The 18,573-nt window shown below is 42.2% G+C and carries 12 protein-coding genes; 5 read left to right on the top strand and 7 right to left on the bottom strand.

Features of this window, described 5'->3' with window-relative positions:
- The first annotated feature begins 88 nt into the window (after positions 1-88).
- The 4 genes from EAG18_RS08040 to EAG18_RS08025 all read left to right on the top strand — a co-directional run bounded on the left by EAG18_RS08040 (position 89) and on the right by EAG18_RS08025 (position 4,647).
- Positions 89-799 carry an AraC family transcriptional regulator gene (locus EAG18_RS08040; RefSeq protein ID WP_275557251.1) on the top strand — a complete coding sequence of 237 codons (711 nt, stop codon included), beginning with the start codon at positions 89-91 and terminating at the stop codon, positions 797-799.
- Positions 800-934: 135 nt separating this feature from the next.
- Positions 935-2,839 (top strand): S9 family peptidase, encoded by a 1,905-nt coding sequence (locus EAG18_RS08035; protein WP_125251855.1) that lies wholly within the window; start codon positions 935-937, stop codon positions 2,837-2,839.
- A 376-nt stretch (positions 2,840-3,215) separates the two neighbouring features.
- A complete protein-coding gene (locus EAG18_RS08030; protein ID WP_125251854.1) occupies positions 3,216-3,971 on the top strand; it encodes a type 1 glutamine amidotransferase domain-containing protein in 756 nt (251 codons plus the stop codon).
- A gap of 277 nt (positions 3,972-4,248) precedes the next feature.
- Positions 4,249-4,647 carry a hypothetical protein gene (locus EAG18_RS08025; protein WP_125251853.1) on the top strand — a complete coding sequence of 133 codons (399 nt, stop codon included), beginning with the start codon at positions 4,249-4,251 and terminating at the stop codon, positions 4,645-4,647.
- 227 nt (positions 4,648-4,874) lie between these two features.
- Here EAG18_RS08025 and EAG18_RS08020 read toward each other — a convergent pair whose 3' ends face one another.
- On the bottom strand, positions 4,875-5,246 hold the full coding sequence (locus EAG18_RS08020) for a helix-turn-helix domain-containing protein (protein ID WP_125251852.1): 372 nt from the start codon (positions 5,244-5,246) through the stop codon (positions 4,875-4,877).
- A gap of 119 nt (positions 5,247-5,365) precedes the next feature.
- On the opposite strand from EAG18_RS08020, the gene EAG18_RS08015 reads away from it, so the two are divergent.
- Positions 5,366-5,947, top strand: coding sequence for an NAD(P)H-dependent oxidoreductase (locus EAG18_RS08015; RefSeq protein WP_125251851.1), 582 nt, complete (start codon positions 5,366-5,368; stop codon positions 5,945-5,947).
- Between the two features lie 387 nt (positions 5,948-6,334).
- Here EAG18_RS08015 and EAG18_RS08010 read toward each other — a convergent pair whose 3' ends face one another.
- The 6 genes from EAG18_RS08010 to EAG18_RS07985 form a co-directional block, all read right to left on the bottom strand.
- Positions 6,335-7,939 (bottom strand): HAMP domain-containing methyl-accepting chemotaxis protein, encoded by a 1,605-nt coding sequence (locus EAG18_RS08010; protein WP_125251850.1) that lies wholly within the window; start codon positions 7,937-7,939, stop codon positions 6,335-6,337.
- 390 nt (positions 7,940-8,329) lie between these two features.
- The gene (locus tag EAG18_RS08005; RefSeq protein ID WP_125251849.1) at positions 8,330-10,342 is read right to left on the bottom strand and encodes a HAMP domain-containing methyl-accepting chemotaxis protein; all 2,013 of its coding nucleotides are present in this window, start codon (positions 10,340-10,342) and stop codon (positions 8,330-8,332) included.
- Positions 10,343-10,629: 287 nt separating this feature from the next.
- A complete protein-coding gene (locus EAG18_RS08000; RefSeq protein WP_125251848.1) occupies positions 10,630-11,490 on the bottom strand; it encodes a DNA-binding domain-containing protein in 861 nt (286 codons plus the stop codon).
- Positions 11,487-12,440 carry a DUF692 domain-containing protein gene (locus EAG18_RS07995; protein ID WP_125251847.1) on the bottom strand — a complete coding sequence of 318 codons (954 nt, stop codon included), beginning with the start codon at positions 12,438-12,440 and terminating at the stop codon, positions 11,487-11,489. Before EAG18_RS07995 ends, EAG18_RS08000 begins: the two co-directional genes overlap by 4 nt.
- Positions 12,441-12,452: 12 nt before the next feature.
- Positions 12,453-14,765, bottom strand: coding sequence for a ferritin-like domain-containing protein (locus EAG18_RS07990; RefSeq protein WP_125251846.1), 2,313 nt, complete (start codon positions 14,763-14,765; stop codon positions 12,453-12,455).
- Positions 14,766-15,207: 442 nt separating this feature from the next.
- The gene (locus tag EAG18_RS07985; RefSeq protein ID WP_185745571.1) at positions 15,208-18,459 is read right to left on the bottom strand and encodes a S41 family peptidase; all 3,252 of its coding nucleotides are present in this window, start codon (positions 18,457-18,459) and stop codon (positions 15,208-15,210) included.
- Between the last annotated feature and the right edge of the window lie 114 nt (positions 18,460-18,573).

Raw genomic sequence — 18,573 nt, 5'->3', positions numbered from 1 at the left:
CGTTTAATGTTGATAAGTCGCCAAGATGCAAGCAAATGACCTAATCAAAAACGCTCCGCATACACAATTCATAACAAAGACGATTAATATGGCGGCTGGTTATATTGATGACTTCCACTGTCATTCGTGGCACCAAATCGTGTTTCCATTGCGAGGGCTACTACAGTCAAATATTGGGGATAAACGTAGCATAGTGCCTCACAATGGCATGCTTTACATACCTGCACATACAATTCATAAATCCATCGCAGTGACCAATACAACGTTTTTAGCGATTTACCTCAACCCTGAAAAGTATATTCAATATGCGCAGCAACCTAAATCTTGTCAGGTCACACCCTTTATCAAAGCATTGATATTAATGCTGTTTGAAACCAATACGCACAAACAGCCACAAGCGAATATCACGCATTTATTGACGGTATTGCGAGATCAAATTGATATGGCAACAAGTTATGAAATCCCTTTGCTCATTCCTACTGACAAGCGGCTTTTATCCATTTTCTCACAACTAAAAGCGCAGCCATATCTTTCATTTACGTTAAAGGAGTGGGCAAATATAGTGGGTGCATCAGAGCGTACTTTGTCTCGATTATGTGCTAGAGAGTTTTCTCAATCATTTGCACGATGGCGGCAAAACATAAGGTTAGTGTTATCTTTGCAATTGTTGGACTCGCAAAAAACCATACAGGAAGTTGCCGTTGAGCTGGGTTATGCCTCTGACTCTGCTTTTGTCCAAGCTTTTAAGAAACTATTCAACCAAACACCAAAACAATACCGTACTGATAACTTACGGTAAAACGCAGATTGGCGGCGTGAAGCGGTTGTTCTTCATCATCTTTACTTGGGAAGACAGTATCTTGTCGCGTATTCTTTTAAGTTTTCTTCTTATTATGTAATCTAATTGGGTTTTGATTAGTGGAGACATTTGCCAATGTTGCGAATTTTTTTATGTGCTAGCTTAGGGTTAGCACCAATAGTGGGGGTATCTGCCCAAGAGGTAATGACCCCAGAGAAGCTATGGCAAGTAAAGCGCGTAAGTGCACTTGGGTTATCTAAAGATAAAACACATGTGATTTACCGAGTTACTACACCAAGCGTTGAGAATAATGACTTTGATAGTAAAGTGTATCAAGTACCATTAAAAGGCGGCACTGCGCAGCTACTCACCGCTTATCAGGGAGTGCTATCAGATAACAATGTGTCACCTGATGGTAGCAAAAAGTTGTTCCATGATAGCGTTAAAGTAGAGTCTGTTTTAGCCACAGATAGATACCAAGCATTAACTCAAGCCAATGCTTATGTATTTGACGATTTAAACTACCGTCACTGGGATACATGGAAAGATGGCAGCGTTAAACATGTTTTTTATCAAGACCTTATCACGGAAGAAAAAGTCGACATTATGAAAGGGATGCCTTTTGATAGTCCAACGTCACCATTTGGTGGCTCCAGCGACTACATTTGGGGTCCTAAAGGTGAGAATATCTACTATGTCAGTAAAAAACTGACTGGCACAGAGTATGTAACAAGCACCAACACTGATATTTATCGCTACAACTTAGCCAGTAAGAAAACCACAAACCTGACAGAGCAAAACTTAGGTTATGATAAAAGTCCTGAATTTTCGCCAACAGGCCAGCTTGCTTTTTTGCGTATGGATGAGCCTGGTAACGAAGCTGATAAGAACGACATAATTGTTAAACTGGGTGAAAGAGAAGTAAACCTGACGGCACACTGGGATGGCACGGTGAGTAGCTTTGAGTGGAGCCACGATGGTAAGCACATTTATTTTATCGCGCCAATAGACGGTACAATTCAGCTGTTTCAGGTTGCAGTAAATCGTAAAACAAAAGATAAGCCAAAAATTAAGCAGTTAACCAAGGGTATGTTTGATGTCAATGGCATCGTTGCAGCCTTGGATGGTCAGCTGGTGGTTACGCGAAATAGCATGAACCAGGCGAAAGAGATTTTCCGTTTTGATCTCAATAGCAAAAAGCTTGTCGCGCTAACCAACGTAAACGAAGCACTGTATGCAGGTCTTGATTTACCGAATGTTGAAAAACGAATGGTGAAGACAAAAGACGGTGAAGATATGCTAACGTGGGTGATCTATCCACCTAATTTTGATAAGCGCAAGCAATATCCAACCCTGTTATATCTACAAGGTGGTCCGCAGTCACCGTTGTCTCAGTTTTATTCATACCGCTGGAATTTCCAAGTGATGGCATCACAGGGCTACATTGTGGTGGCACCAAATCGTCGTGGTATGCCAGGTCATGGTGTGAAGTGGAATAAAGACATAAGCCAAGACTGGGGTGGCAAGGTAATGCAAGACTACCTTGATGCGATAGATAATGTGGCTAAAGAATCTTACGTTGACAACAAACGAATTGCAGCTATTGGTGCAAGTTTTGGTGGTTACTCTGCATTTTACTTAGCTGGTAAACATGAAGGGCGATTTAAAACCTTTATCTCTCACTGTGGTATTTTTGACTTACGCAGTATGTATGGCACAACGGAAGAAATGTTCTTCGTGAACAATGAACTTGGTGGTGCGTATTGGGAGAAAAATAACGCGGCAATCAACAAGGCTTACGCGCAATTTAATCCAATCAGCTATGTCGACAAATGGGATGCTCCCATGTTTGTGATCCATGGTGGTAAAGATTACCGAGTTCCTCTAAGCCAAGGCATGCAAGCTTTTCAGGCAGCTAAATTACGTGGCCTAAAAAGCCGTTTCTTATATTTCCCTGAAGAAAACCACTGGGTACTGACACCGCAAAACGGCATAGTTTGGCAGCGCGAATTCTTCAAGTGGTTAGATGAGACACTATAGTAGATATAACTATCATCATTGATTGAATAATTAAACTGAACGCGGAATAGCAACGTCTTTGAGTCGTTGTTATTCCGATACAAAACAGGCGTTAACCTTGTATCTGCGACTTTTAATCGTAATTGTCGTTTATTCTTCAATAAAAAAATGCTGTCAAAAACCTTGCTACGGCAGTGTGCTATCAACAAGATAGCTATCTCCATATAGACAAAACAAAAGTGTCGCTAACAAACAACCCTTATCGCAATGCTTGAGCTGAGCCAATCTATTTGAGTCCAATGAGTTTAACTCTAAGGTGTTATCAACCTATGTAAATGAAGTAGGTAATGAAGCGCGCTACAGTGTAATCACTGAAAACAAATAGGGTGATTAGCATATGATTAAACAGATATTTTTGATTTTTATTTTGACGATTGGCACTTTTACTTCGGCGGCAAACGCATCTAATGAGCACACAGTATTAATCGTACTAACCAGCCATGATCAACTTGGCACTACGGGGCGAAAAACAGGGTTTTGGCTCCCTGAATTAACACACCCATATTACCGTTTAAAAAAGGCTAATATCAACGTGGATATTGCCAGCATTAAAGGTGGCCTTGCACCAATAGATGCAAAAGCATTGGCTGAGCCGGACGATTATCATCAGGTTTTTTTAAATGACGTGGAGTTAATGACTAAGGTGATCAATACGATCCCACTAAACCAAATAGATGCGAATGACTATGATGCAGTAATTTTTAGCGGCGGATCTGGGCCTATGTGGGATTTCCCTGACAATCGTGATGTTGCGCGTGTCGCTTCCGATATTTTAAATAAAAATGGAGTACTTGCTGCTGTTTGTCATGGTGTAGCAGCGATCACGAATGTTAAGCTTGCGAACGGAGATTATTTAGTTAAAGGTAAGCGGGTTACAGGGTTTAGCAATCAAGAGGAAAGTGATTTAGGGACAACGGATATCGTCCCATTTCTATTGCAAAACCGGCTYATCGAACGTGGTGGTATTTACTCTTCAGCAGCTGCATGGCAAACCAATGTAATAGAAGATGGTCAGTTAATTACGGGACAAAACCCAGCATCAGCTACACTGCTCGCTGAGAGAGTTATCGCGAAGCTAAGAGCAAATAATTGACGCATCCTGCGGGGGTTACTAAAGGCTCACAACTTAGTGTTCAACAGAAAGTAACCTGTGTGGCGACAAGTCTTGTTAAGCTAGTTGAGTTTCAAGTGAGTTGGCAGCTATAGCGTATATAGATCGTAGGCATACTCGAGTAATCTGAGCTTCGGATGAGGGATGTCTTTTTTAACACGTTTGGTTTGGCGCTACTTCCATTTTCAAAAACAACGAGCTAACTTACTCATAGTCCCAGTCTCAGGTTAAACAGTTCACAGGAATAGGAAAATAAAAAATGTATAAAAGGATAATGAGCGCGCTTTGGATGCTGTTGGCTGTGCAGAGCCAAGCTGCAGAAGAGGCGTTGACAATAGACAGTGTAGTACCAAGTCATATGGAGCTGGCCTTTCCAAACGATGCTAAGGTGTATCCAGACAGCAGTGATTTTACAGTGCTTAACACTGTGCTGATGAGTAATGATAGCGGTGAACGATTTGCAACAGTTACCCTTAAAAACCAATCAAGTGGACGGCGCACATTAACGCAAAAACACCTGTTAGCATTGACGGCAAATGGTCAACGGATCATGCCTATGGAGCTTTCAGAGCACTTTAATGGTGGGGAAACCCTCTCGTTAACGTTATCGTTTGGTGAGAGTAAATTCCCATTGCTTCAAGTTTACACAAGAAATTAGTCACAGCTCTAATTGAAACGGGGTAGCTAGCTTATTTTTAAAGTCAATAAACTTTGAGCTGTTCTGCCCAACTCGATTAGTGGTGATTAATCACACCTAACAGTCGCGTCCGAGCCGCAAATATGGGTAGCTTTACGATACTTATCTTGATCTTAAGTTTTTTCTGTTGTTGATTCAGATAAAACTTAGCTGAAAAATGAAATTGTTTGAAAAGATGAGCAGACCAACTACTTTGAACTTATCTGTAGATCATTAGACTCAGACCAAATTCTTAATTCTTCTAAAATATGGAGTGCGGATCTCCCAAAGCTTGTTAATTCATAGGTTACGGCAATGGGCCTGTCACTAATGACTCGGCGTATGACCATTCCTTCTTCTTCAAGTTCTTTAAGCCGTTGGTCTACCATTTTCTTTGTGGCACCACCAAGCATACGAGTTAAGTCATTGAATCGTACAGGTTCATCTTTTAGGTGATAAATGATAGAACCTTTCCACTTTCCACCAATTAAGCGCATTCCTTTTTCAATAGCACAGGGCTCCAAACATGCGTTGTAAACTTTTTTTCTTCCTTTAACGTCTGTTTTTATTGAACTTTTCATTGTCACCCACTCATTTATTCTAGGTTACTAAAAGTATACTAATTGATTGTTGTTAAAAGGTATCTAAAATATACCACAATTAATCACTCAAAATAAATTTTAATTTTGGAGAGGTATAAATGAGCAACATCTTAATCATCAATGGTCACCAGTATTACCCTTTTTCGGAGGGCAAGTTAAATGCGACACTGGTAGAAAAAGCAGTTTCAATGTTAGAAAGTAAGGGTCATAAGACACGTGTAGTGACAATCTCAGAAGAAACTAATGTTGAGCAAGAGCTAGAGCATCATCGGTGGGCTGATATCATTATTCTTCAAACTCCAATTAATTGGATGGGAGTCACCTGGTCATTCAAAAAATATATGGATGAAGTATACACAGCAGGTATGGGTGGTGCGTTATGTTCTGGAGACGGTCGAACACAGAAGGCGCCTAAAAGAAATTACGGTACAGGCGGCGCGCTAACCAATACCAAATATATGATGTCTCTAACGTTTAATGCGCCAGAAGAGTCATTTAATAATGCGACTGAGTTTTTTGAGGGTAAATCAGTTGATGATCTTCTATTTCCAATGCATATGAACTTTAAGTTCTTTGGTATGCAACCGATGGAGACTTTTGCGTGCTTTGACGTGATGAAAAATGCAGATATTGAAAATGACTTCAAACGTTTTGAAGCTCACATTCACAAGCATTTTTAGGAGTCATACCAATTTTCTTAATTAAGTGGTCTATTTTGAGGCGAGAAAATCTTGTCGATAACCCCGCTACCGCGTCCTGCTATCGCTAAGGTACCTAAATCTGTGTAGGCAAGGCAAAAATTTTGCTATTTAGTGCTCTAAATAAGAAATTTTTAACGCAGTTACCGTCAGATTTACTCCTTCAAATATTCACAATTAAGTCAAATTGGTATTAAGCCCTATTGTTTGGAAATGCGTTTGCAAAAGACACGCTAGTCGAATCAACGCATATCGCGTCTCCAAGTCAATATGAAGTTCTACTTAAGAACGCTTACATACTTGAGACACAAGTACGTAAGATCTAACTTTTAGGGTAAAAACGGCAATAAAGCGCTTGATTGACCAACCTTACGTGCGCAAATTAAATTTTTGTACAAGCTGCGCCAGTGTCGTTGCTTGGGTACTCAGAGCCTCACCAGAGCGTGCAGCAACTTGAGTGTCTTGCAATGAGTTGCGGCTTGATTCTTCAATATGCGAAACATCACGCGCCATTTCACTTGCCACAACTGACTGCTCTTCTGTTGCTGTTGCAATAGATTGGATCATGGAAGCAATTTCTGAGGCACTTTTCACGATTTCTCCAAGTTGAGAGCCTGCGGCTTCGGCCATTACGACACTTTGCTCTACTTGGCTGACGCTACTTTGCATTGAGTTGACCGCGTGATCAGTTTGTTGCTGTATTGACTGTACTGTCGAAACGACTTCTTCAGTAGCTTGTGAAGTGCGTTCTGCTAAGGTTCTAACTTCATCCGCTACAACAGCAAAGCCTCGTCCTTGCTCTCCAGCTCTCGCTGCTTCTATGGCTGCATTGAGCGCGAGCAAGTTAGTTTGCTCGGCAATACTACCTATGACGCTTATGACATTACCAATCTGGCTGCTCAGCTCTCCAAGGCTAGTAACGTTGTCCGCGGTGTTTTGTACGTCCTTTGACGCTGCTCTTATCTTGTCTATTGTTTCGCCGACGGATTTACCCCCTTGGCTAGCAAGAGAGCGAGCTTGCTCTGCGTGCCCAGCCGCAATTTGACTTTGTGCTGCCACTTCCGACACTGTGGCACTCATTTCTTCAATTGCGGTAGCTACTTGGGTTGATTGATCTGAAGATGTTTGGCTTCGCACAGCTATCTGATTATTTGTTTCAGCAATACAATGACTAGAGGTGCGCACTTCACCGACAACTTTGCTAATTTCTTTTAGAAGGTGGTTAAGGGAGGCTGCCATTTTATTTGTTGATGTTGCCAAGCTGTCTATTTCATCCTGGTTTTGATGAATAATATCAGGTTGAGAAATATCTCCATTACTGACACGCTCAGCAATTTCTAGTACCTGATTTAATCTAGTGATAATAGATTTATTTAATGAGTAGGCAATTACTAAGCCTAATATCGCGGCAATTATACAAATAGTAATAATAATCAAAAGCGTTGAGTTTAATCCATTAACCAACTGGTCGAGAGATTGAGTCGCATCGTCTCGTTCCTCAGTTGCAGAGACAGTTAATATTTTTTTCAAAGGTTGGAGATAGTTTTTGTCTGCGAGCTGAATAGCACGGGTGCTGCTTTGTGCATTAACGTTGCTGGCGAAAATCGTGGCATCTATCTGTTTATGGTATTGAGACATCAAGCGCATAATCTCAGCCATTTTTTGCCGGTCAGATGCTTTGGCTGATTCATAGAAATACAAGGTTTCGTGTGTTTCCTTAAAGTCTTCCAATAGCTCATTAAACTGACGCTTTTTACTCAGATCACCATTAGCATATTCCAGTGCAGATGCCTCAAGTCTATGACCTATATCCAATAATTTGTTGTAATAGATCATACCGGGGAGATCATCATTTTTGATCTCAAGTGCGCGCGATGTTTCAGTCGACACCTTAAACCATACGAAAATACTGGATAGTGTCATGAGTAAAATCAGAGTACCAAATGCGAAATAGAGTTTTTTACTTAGCTTCATTGTTACAACCAGAGAGTAGAGAGTCTTTATTGAGATAGATTATTTTTATGTGCACTGTAATTAGTTTGCAGTTCAGCTGCGGTTTCATCGCATTTAATCGTAACGATTTGTTATTATTAAGCGCCATTGAAGAAAATGAAATAAGCCAGTTAGTCATACCGGAGTATTTCATTTTTAGATATATAGCACGCAGCGTAAAGAGGCTTTTTGCACCGATTTACTTATACACTGGATTGAGGGTTATTGCATTATTTATTGCGCTTAGTTGAATTTTATTTGACGTGAATCAGCTATTTAAAAGGTGAATTTATGGATGTGAAAACCCGTTGAGACTAATAAGAATAATTGTTGATAAGGAAAAGTGCGGTGGCTTTAACCGCACTTAATTTGCTAACGTTTTAGCTTAAACTTTTGAACTAACTCCGATAGCGCTTTAGCTTGTTGGTTTAGTTCTTTGGCCGAATGCGCAGCGACTTGAGTATCATTCAATGAACTTTGGCTAGATTGCTCTATGTGAGCAATATCTTTTGCCATTTCACTGGCCACAACAGATTGTTGCTCAGTTGCTGTTGCAATAGATTGGATCATCGTTGCGATTTCCGATGCGCCTTTTACTATGTCTTCTAATAGCGAACCGGCTTTTTCAGCCATAGTAACGCTTTGCTCAACTTGTGCAACGCTGCTTTCCATTGAGGCTACGGCATGCTCCGTCTGAGTTTGGATAGATTGAACAGTTGACACTACTTCATCGGTGGCTTTGGATGTTCTTTCTGCTAATGTTCTTACTTCGTCTGCGACCACGGCAAAACCCCGTCCTTGCTCACCTGCACGAGCAGCTTCAATGGCTGCATTCAACGCCAGTAGATTCGTCTGCTCTGCGATACTACCGATCACACTTATTACATTACCAATTTGATTACTAAGCTCTCCTAGGTTGGTTACATTATCAGCGGTGTTTTGCACATTACTCGATGCTTCTTTTATTTTAGTTATGGTTTGACCAACCGAGTCGCCACCTGCACTGGCTGAAACTCTAGCTTGATCTGCATGCCCCGCAGCGACTTGGCTTTGCGAGGCAACTTCAGAAACCGTTGCGCTCATTTGCTCAATTGCAGTTGCGACCTGTGTAGATTGCTCTGACGCGCTTTGGCTTCTATTTGCTATCTGGCTATTAGTATCCGAGATTTCATTACTGGAGACTTGTACATCGTGAACCACTTTAGTGATAGCCACAAGTAGAGTATTCAGCGATGCTGACATTTTGTTTGTGGCATCCGCAAGACCGTCAATTTCATCAACGCCGTCGTGGCTAATATCTGGTTGAGATATATCTCCTTCGCTGATCCGCTCAGCCACTCCCAGTACCTTGTTTAATCTAGAAACAATTGATTTGCTGATGAAAAATGCAATGGTTGCGCCGAATATTGCGGCAACCAATGTGATCAGAATGATGATAAGTAGCGTGGTATTTAATCCATCTACCAGCAAGTCGAGTGCGCTTTCTGCATCGTGGCGCTCTTCCTCAGATGAAACACTAAGAATTTTTGCAAGCCCGACCAATAAGCTGTTGTCGAGCTGCTGAAGGCTAGCTACTGCACGAGCTTTTGCACCGCCGTCATATTCGCTAAATATGTACTCCGCTTCTTTTTGAATTTCATCATACATTGACTCAATGGTTGCAATGTCTTTTACTTCGTTTTCTTTTTGTTCAAGTGGTTTGAGTTTTGCGAGATAATGCTTGAAACTATCAGAGTCTTCCTTAAATTCTGCTTTTGCTCCCGGTTCACCCATGGTGTAGGCAATAATTGCCGCGAGCATATCGCCTGATTCATCGACTAACTCAAGGTAGTAGCGCACGCCAGGTAAATCATCGCTGAGGGATTCCTGTAAATCGGTAGATTGCAGCGCATCATTGAATTCTTGCTCTTTGGCTTTGTCTAAAATGGACTCTAAATCTTCACCTATGGTTTGTTTGAGCTTATAGACGCGGTTTTTGATCCGTTCGTGAGATGTGGGATCATAGGAATCGAATACCTGACGGTTAACTTTTTCGTGAAATTGAGTCATGGTATTTAAGATTATTGCCATTTTTTCCCGATCAGATTGTTTGGCTGACTCGTACTTGTACAGCTCCTGCTGAGTTTGCTTAAATTGAGCAAATAACTGGTTGAAATCGCTTTTTTTACTAATGTCGCCGTTGATGTATTCAAGCGCTGATGTTTTGAGTTTATGCTCTATATCGATGAGTTTGTTATATAACAATATACCGGGTAAGTCGTCATTTTTAACTTCTAATGCTCGAGCTGTTTCGGTTGAAACCTTAACCCAAACAAATGCGCTCGAACAAGTCATTAGCAGTATTAATGCGCCGAACGCTACAAAGAGCTTTTTACTTAAATTCATAACACACCTATTTGGTAGATAGCGTGCTTTTCCTTGCCCGTAAAGTTATCGTTCAATGAGCCTAAGTCAAAAATGAGCATAGCTATGTCATCTTTGTACGATCAGCTGCCGCTCCAGCGAAACGATATTGTGGTTGGTTAAAAATCGAGGTTTGCATAACTAGCCGATTTAAATCCCAGATTAAATAATAGTTTAAAAAGTCAAATAGGCTAAAATTAAAAGTAGTTCCGCTGTGTTGTGAAACAGTGAGATCCCTACCTCACCTATAGGCTAAAGAGGTTTTACTGCTACGGTACTCGCATTACCAGCCCCACATTCATTGCGCTTGGTAACCAAACGGCTAGCTGTGAATGGAGCGCTTGTACAGTCACATTGGTGCGATGAGCACAGGAGCTTATTGCATCTCGTAAGCGTAGAGGCTTAGTTTGCAGATGGAGTAAAAAGTCTGCTTGCCAATTGCTTATCGTGCAAGCCTTGATACGGTATTGCTGTCGAGACACTGCAATATGCGTCTGCATTGGCTCTGGTATCGTGTATGGTGTAGATTGCTCAAGTTGCGCAATAAGTGGTAGCAGGTGGTAGTCGGTATGAATAAGCTGTGCTGATTCTGGCACTGCGATAATAAAGTCCTCCGCTATCCCACACAGTAGCTCTATTTCATTTATTGCTGGGGTGGGCAGGGCGGTTTCTGGTCCGGGTTTTAGTAGAGCTTGTGCTTTTGCTCGTTCAAACTTGGCAAGCTCTGCGGGTATACTCAGCATCGCTTGCTGATGAGCGGAAAAATCTCCAATGGGTTTTGTTTGCCTCAGAAAGTCAGCGAAGCGCCCGCCAAGCTGATGCAGTGTCCAAGACTCTGAGGGGAGGCTGACGATGAAAGCTTTGGCGAATGTTTCAAACACTTCCTCTCCCATGAATTGGTTAAGCAGCGCAAACTCGCCTTTTAGGCATTCGACCAACCGCATCACATAGCCTGCAGCATAGATGTCGACTCTTCTCATCGCCCCCAATTTTTTCGTACTTTTTATACAGTCATGTAGCATTACACCATGAGGGTTGGCTGCGATATTTAGCTTTTGCTCTAGGTCGCCTCGCACCATTAAAACTGTGCTAAGCCACTGCTGAGTTTGCGTTAAATCTGGCGTTTTCATTTGATTAATTCTGCTCTGTCATTAACGATTGGAGTTGAAATGGCGTTAAGGGTGGTGCCAGTCTCTTGCTCTGGAATGTGTCCAGCAAGCACTGATTTTGCTTTGTTTAACTCATCCACAAGTTCACCAAAGCTTGGAATATTGGCATCCCATTCAAGCAAAGTAGACACACCACCGGTTAACTGTTGCGCCAGTTGATAGAGTTGCCAAACTCTTGCGGGTACTGGATGATCATGAGTGTCTATTAAACAATCACCGCAGTCACTAGGACCTGCTAGATGGAGTTGGACAATGTGTTGATGAGGGAGCTGACGAATAAAAGCTTCAGCGTCAAACCCGTGATTGAAACTACTCACAAAAACGTTATTTACATCCAGCAGCATACCGCAGCCAGTTGCTTTGACTAACTCACTAAAAAACTCGCTTTCAGTGAGGGTCGAGTGTTGAAATTCAAGATATGTTGATGGATTCTCAAGTATTAAAGGGCGCTCTAAAAAACTCTGTACTTGGTCAACACGCTTGATAACGTGTTGCAGACTTTCGTCAGTGAGTGGCATTGGCAGTAAATCGTGGCTATTTAGGCCAGCAATACCTGTCCAGCATAAATGATCAGAAATAAGCTGCGGCTTGACATACTCACCCAACGCTTTAAGTTTACCTAAGTATTCAAGATTGAGTGGATCGCTACTACCTATGTTCATTGATACACCATGCATCACGAGTGGATATTGCTCCTTGAGTTGAGCAAGCACATGCCGACCATAGCCGTGATTATCAATATAGTTCTCACTGATGATTTCAAACCAGTCTACACCAAGTGATACTCCGCGCGCTAAGTGAGACATAATAACGGGATAGTGTTGGCTGCGAAGGCCAACACCAAATCCTAAGTTGGTTAATTGTTGTGTAGCGGACGCAGCAAACTGCTGTGTCCGGATTGGATTTTTCATACTCGCTCCCAATCAAGTTGATGGAGGCAATGCAAGGCGAATATCTGAAGGCTCTGGTTTATCCATGGGCGTATTATCCTCTTTCAACAATCCATTGGCATTACAGTAAGCCTGCCATGCAATATCGTATACAGCGTCCCCTTTTTTGTAGGGCATAAAATCTTCGTTTTGACCTTTTGTATTTTTGTATTGAATCGGCGAGAAGGTGTTATCTTTTAAGTCAAACTTAAATAGCTGCATCTCGTATTCATTGTCTTCACCAGAAAGCTCTGGGAATAGTTGAGAAGCAGAGATAGGTACTGCGCAGCCGCCCAAGTTGTTACACTTGTTATCAGCAGGCGCACTTTTTGGCCCAGTCGATACACTCCCCCCACAGCTGCCGCCTGCGGTTGTACTATGCACGAAACCACAGCCACCTTGAGCTTTACAATCGTTACTGCCCTTACAGCTGTGATAAACCTCAGGAGGTGGCAAGTTATCTGCACCAATGTTGGTGTAACTCATTCCTTGACAGGCATGGTAGAGGGTATTTGGATCTTGTGCTTTAATCCCAGTAACTAAATCAGGTGCAATTCCAGTCGTTGCCCAACAGATAGAAATTCTATCACCAGAGCCACCCATTGCAGGGCCCGGAAATTCACTGGTTTTACCTGACCAATAGCGGTCAAGTGCTGTGGTTAACCCTTTAATCGTACCCACTGCAGATTGACTAAATAATTGGTGCGTATTACCAATATTAGATGTCAGTTTTAAGTTATTTAGTGCTTTAACAACGCTGGTTACACAAGGTAGATTTGGGTTAGTTTTAGCCGCTTTATCACCACCTTTGGGATCCAACAATGCCTCGTTCCAGCTATTCCCCTCAGCAAACCAAGTCGGCCAAGTGATGTAGCGCTCGTTTGACTTGTTTGCAGGCTTTTCAAATTCGACGATGAGCTTCATCGTATCTGTAAAAATCTGAAAGTGGTCTTTGTACTTGTTGGTGATCCGTGCACATGCTGACCCTGAAATTGGGCCCTCTTCGGGGCTTGCAGGATAATCCGCTTTCAATGCTTCCGCACTAGGTTGAAACTTCTCTTCTACGGTACTGAGATGGGTATCATCAGCTTTAGCCGCTTTTGCTGCCAGTAGAGTTTGTGCCCACTTTTCATCAGCCCAGCGTTTGCATATCATGTCAGCTACACCATCGCCTTCTCCTTGATCGGTAATGGCATTCACGTTATTCATTAGTGCTTCTTTTAATGCAGTGTGATCTTCTTGAACGTAAAGTGAGCCCTTAATTCCAGGGAATTGCGCCTTGTAATCTTTATTACCAGGGCGTTCATTAAAATAGTCACGCTGAATGGTCGCGTAATCGAGCAAGCTCGTGCCATCATTATATTGGATCTGAATGTAATCCCAATAGCAGAGGTACATGTGTCCAATCGAACCAAATAGCGGTAGGTTCTTTTCGGTGTAATCTGGCTTCCACCAATCAAAGGGAGCTTGCTCAAAATATTTTGGTCTTGTGTTGTTCTCATCCACTTTAACGCATGAGTTCTTAATAATTTTTTTGGCGTTTTCTTCCGTTTCCTCAATCAACATAAAGAGTAGTGTTTGCTCTTTGTTAAGTTCTGTGGCATTAACACGGAGATCCTTTAACGTCTTGTTTGGAAAGATCTGTTTAAAATAAGCCTGAACTTCAGGGCTGAGTTTAGACAAGTCATCGCTACAATCGGCAAAGTCTAAAATATGAGGGATACTACTTTGGTTGTTATAGCACTTCCAGCCATACTGTTCATCAATTAGCGCTGGGCTGGTAAAACTTGGTGTTAGACCCAGCTTACTTGCCATGTTTGAGGCAAGTTGTAAGTGCAACATCTCTTCGATAAAAACACTATACACGCCGTTAAACACTTGTTGGTTCACAGAAAGTTCAAAAGCGTTCTTTTGGTTGTTTGGGTCATCATCATCACCCACCAAAGTATCGATATCAAATAGGGGCTTAAGCTCTACGTCGTAGCCTTTGTTTAGGCGGTGCTCTGGAATATATCCCGCTGTTGGGCTAAGTCCAGGCCAGTAGCGACCGGGGTATAGATCTGACGGATCTGCAATTTGGTGAGTTCCTTGAATTGAATAAAGTCCTGTCATGTAAAGTGGGATGGTAAAGAGTTCAACATTAATTGCAGCTTGTGCAATTGCTCTCAAACAGGATAAATCAGCAGCTTTATACTGACTATCACGGGCTTTAATTTGTTGCTTTTGGGCATTACTTAGCATCGCGCCGGCATCAATTTCTGCTTTTACTTCAACAACAGATTGATCCGTTTTGTTTTGCACATTCATGGTTTGCTCCTTTGTGACGGTGAATGTTGTGCAATACCACAGGCTTAAATAGTACTAATCTGTTTAAATATGTGTTCAATTTTAAGGAGTAAACAAGGCACGAACAGCGTTAAATATTTCATATTAAAAACAACTTAATAGCAAAATTTTTGCCTGATTACTGGTACAGTCTTTTCACCTCAAAATAGATCATGTGATTAAGCAAATTGGCATAAGTTAGGATACAGATTGCGTACCTAAAGCAACTTAGAACTTAAGCATATAGGCATATGTAATAAACACACGAGATAAAAGTAGACGTAAATTAGGAAAAATTCGATTACGGAGTATTACGTACCAGTAACTTTTTTATAACGTGCTAGTGTGAGTGATGAAGTCGGTGACTTAAGCGAGGCTGAAAAGTGGTTTAAAGGTGAGCCTTTAAACCACTTTGAATATGAATTTAAAACTTAGTTGGTGCAGGTGGCACTGTTAGTGTTTTTTTCGGGTTGTCTTTTAACTCTTTCAATAACTCTTCGACAGCACGCTCGACAGAAGGGTCTTTACCTGCGTGGATCAATTCAGGCCTATCTATCACCTCGATATCAGGGCTTACTCCTTCATTTTCAATGATCCAGTTGCCGTCATTATCTAGGATACGGAAGGTTGCTGCTATCACTTGGCCTCCATCAACAAGGCTTGGGTTTCCGGAAATCCCAATTAAGCCCCCCCAAGTGCGTGTACCAATTAGCTTTCCTAGACCCGCTTGGCGGAAATAGTAAGGTAGGGCATCACCACCTGAACTTGAATAGCCGTTGATCAACATCGCTTTTGGACCGTCGTGGGCAAATTGTGGAGTTTTTGTTGGCTCAACACCACGACGTTTCCAGTAATTAAGCGGTTTACGAGCAAGCCAAGTAATAATGTGCTCAGGAATAAAACCACCACCATTATAACGATCGTCGACGATCAGCGCTTCTTTCGTTGTTTGTGGCATAAAGTTCTTAAATAAAGAACGGTTACCATCATAATGCGTATTTGGTAGGTGGACGTAGCCGATTTTACCATCGGAAAGCTTGCTTACGTAGTCAGCCCGTGATTGCACCCAAGCCATGTAACGTAGTCCTTGCTCACTGGCAACAGGCTTGACCGTTGTCTTCCAGCTATTTTCGGCACTTGGAGACTTGCTTAGAACAAGCTCAACCTGCTCACCTTGGGTATTTTCAAGTAACTCATAAAAGTTAACCACTTCTTTTACTGAGCGACCATTTACAGAGATGATGTAATCACCTACATTGGCATTGACGCCAGTCTCGTCAAGCGGTGAGCGGTAGTTCTCATGCCAATTTTCACCTTTAAAGATACGTTCAATTTTCACATAACCTGATTGGTGAGCGCTTATTTCTGCACCAAGCAAACCGTGCTTTTTGCGCTCGGCTGTTGGAGCATCACCAGATTGCACGTAAATGTGACCGGCGTTTATCTCTCCTGCAATTTCACTTAGTACGTAGTCTAAGTCGCTACGATGCGCAACTGCATTGGCAAGAGGCTGATACTTCTCTAAAATTGCATCCCAATCTTGGCCATGGTGATTCTCATCGTAGAACCAATCACGCAATGTACGCCAACCTTCTACATACATTTGTTGCCATTCAACTTTAGGGTCGATTTTCAGTGTCATCTTAGATAGGTCAAGCTGACTGCTCTTTAAGTCCTGTTTTGGCTTAGGTGCGATAACACTGTAATTATTGCCAGCACGAGCAATTAGATGCTTACCGCCAGCGGCAACCTTATAGCTGCTTACCCCTTCGGCAACTGTTTCTAGTTTGCTATCAGGTTCGCTACCAAGTAGCTTTAATGCACCACCTGTTAGTGTTAGAACGCCACCGTCGACACCTGTTAGCGCACCGTAGTTACCGGCTGGAGCGGAGAGGGATACAACCCGAGACATAAAGCCGTTGGCATCAATATAATTTTCTTTTTTGGTGCTATCAGCTTTTGCTTCATCGTCTGATTGAATGCTTAACTCATCGCTTTCAAACGCGTTTAATGGCTTGATATGATTGTTTACCGCGACGCTGTAAATACGTGTGGCGTTGTTGAACATATAATCAAACTCATAGCTACTAAAGGTGAGGTTGTAGTCGCGTTCAGACGTAAAGTAAATGTAGTTACCATCTGGCGAGAAAGTCGGGTTACGCTCGCTGGTCATTTCGTCAGTCAGTCGAGTGACCTTTTTATCTTTGATATTATAGTGCCATAGCGAGGCGTAGCGGTTCTCGTTGTTTTTAACAAAAACAATATCTTCGCTGTTAGGTGACCATGTGTATTCGGTTAAACCATCTTCATCGTATTTGGCGGTATCAATTTTATGCGTATCACCAGATTTCGCATCAACCCACCATAGCGTGTGGTTTTTATCAGCAAAGAGCAGTTTGCTGTTATCAGCCGACCAAATTGGCGTAAAGCGCCAGATGGTACCATTGTCGGTTAACTGGATGGTTTTGTTGTTATTTGCTCTATCTTTAAGATAGATCTCATATTCACCTGTTTTATCACTCATGTAGGCAATATAACGGCCATTTGGTGACCAGCTAGCTTCAATCTCTCGGCCTTCTGGGGTGTAAGAAAGGTTGCGAGTTGGACCTTGTTTTACTGGAACAGAGAATAGCTCACCACGAGCAGTAAACAATGCACGTTTACCATCATGTGAAATATCCATTGAATCAATAAAATCACTGACATTTTTGCTGTAAGGCATGGCATATTGGCGCACACCAGCAACATCAATGTTTAGCTTTTTGGCAGATTTTGTCGCTTCATCAAAACGATATAGGTAACCGCCATTTTCATAAACGATGGCGTCAGGACCTGCTGATGGCCACAAAACATCAAAGTCTTTGTGGTCAGTCATTTTTACTGGAGACTTACCGTCGCGATATTTATACAGGTTGAGTGTATAGTCACGATCAGATACAAAATAAATACTGTCATTTACCCAAGTCGGTTGCTGATCCGTTGCTTTATCAGTGGTGAGCTGTTTAGACGTGTTGTTTTCAAGGTCGTAAACCCACACATCTTGTGCACGGCCACCGCGTGAGCGTTTCCAGGTTCTAAACTCCCTGTCGATAGGGGTGTAAACATACTTGCTGCCATCAGGCGAGAGCATACCGCCACCAGTTTCTGGGATGGCCATCGGCTGCTCAAGTCCACCTTCGACAGGTACCATATATGGGCGACCCATGCGTTTACCCCATGGGGTGCGGTTTGCTCTGAACACGATATGTTTGCCGTCAGGCGTCCAATCCATCACCCGATAATCAAAACCACCGCGGGGAGGCATCGCGCCGACATCGTTATAATAGGTGAGCTGTTTTAAGCCTGAACCATCGGCATTGATGACATAGATCTGGCGGCTACCATTGTACTCAGCGGCAAAAGCAATTTTGCTACCATCTGGTGAAAACTTAGGAAAAGTTTCAAAACCAATGTGGTCAGTTAATCGCTGACTTTTCCCTGAATTGGTATCTGCGATATAAATGTCGCCAGCATAGACAAAAGTGACTTTATCTTTGTGAATGTCAGGAAAGCGAAGTAAGCGAGTATCTTCTGTTTGATACGCTGAAACAAAAGGCGCGGCTGCCGTAGCAATGGCGAGCACGAGTGTTTTTATTTTCATCATAATATAGGCGTTTCCGTTATTATTTTGATACATAATAACGATTAAGCACTGAAATGCACCCAATTTAGATGAGTAGCTTGTTTCAAAATGTGAAAAACACCCCAACGCGGAGTGTGGTCGCGAAGGGATGTTGAGTAGTTGGGGGAG

Source organism: Pseudoalteromonas sp. J010, from assembly GCF_003934235.1.
Lineage (GTDB): Bacteria > Pseudomonadota > Gammaproteobacteria > Enterobacterales > Alteromonadaceae > Pseudoalteromonas > Pseudoalteromonas peptidolytica.
The sequence above is the reverse complement of the archived record's forward strand: the minus strand, read 5'-3'. Positions and strand labels throughout refer to the sequence as shown.